We start from the raw sequence: 909 nt of genomic DNA on the forward strand, positions 1-909 counted from the left end.
ATTTTGCCACTCCTGTTCGCATGATCGAAACGGCCAGCGTGGACGGCAGTGTGCAAATTACCATTGAGCCGACGGGCTCCTGGGAATATCTGGCGTACCAGGCCGACAACGAATTCAGCATTAATGTAAAGCCGGTTAGTAAGGCTGACGCGGAGCGCAAGAAAAAGGAGGCTTTTGCTTATACGGGAGAGAAGCTGTCTTTGAACTTCCAGGACATTGAAGTGCGCTCCGTGCTGCAGTTGATCGCAGACTTTACCGGCTTGAATCTGGTGGCTTCTGACACAGTCTCTGGTCGTATTACCCTGCGCCTGCAGAACGTGCCTTGGGATCAGGCATTGGAACTGATTTTGAAGACCAAGGGGCTTGATAAGAGGCAGGTAGGTAATGTCTTGCTTGTGGCGCCCGCTGACGAGATCGCTGCCCGGGAGCAGCTTGAGCTGGAAAGTCAGAAGAAAATTGAGGCGCTGGCGCCACTACGTACCGAGTATGTAAGTATCAACTACGCTAACGCAAGTGAACTGAAAACCCTGATCAGCAGTGCTGGTGGCAAGGCTGCCTCGTTGCTGAGTAATCGGGGTTCCGTGGTGGTGGATCAGCGTACCAATACCCTTATTGTGCAGGATACCCAAGCCAAGCTGGCGGAAATTCGCGATTTGATTTCTGAGCTGGATATCCCGGTTCAGCAGGTATTGATTGAGGCCAGGGTTGTTGTGGCAACGAATGATCTCTCGGATGAATTTGGTGTTCGTTGGGGCGGCCTGGGTTATGACAATGAGTCCATTATCAATGATGGCGAGTCCGCTCTGTTTTCCGGTCGTTTGCAGTCCATTAGGGACTTGCATGGGACTAACCTGGAAACCGAAATCGACCCGACTACAGGCGAAATTGATCAGGATTTTATTATTCCTG

At 51.5% G+C, this 909-nt stretch carries 1 protein-coding gene; it reads left to right on the forward strand.

Features of this window, described 5'->3' with window-relative positions:
* A partial coding sequence (locus A3754_RS04220; RefSeq protein ID WP_197468444.1) for a secretin N-terminal domain-containing protein occupies positions 1–909 on the forward strand: 909 nt, incomplete at both ends.

The organism is Alcanivorax sp. HI0083, assembly GCF_001635175.1.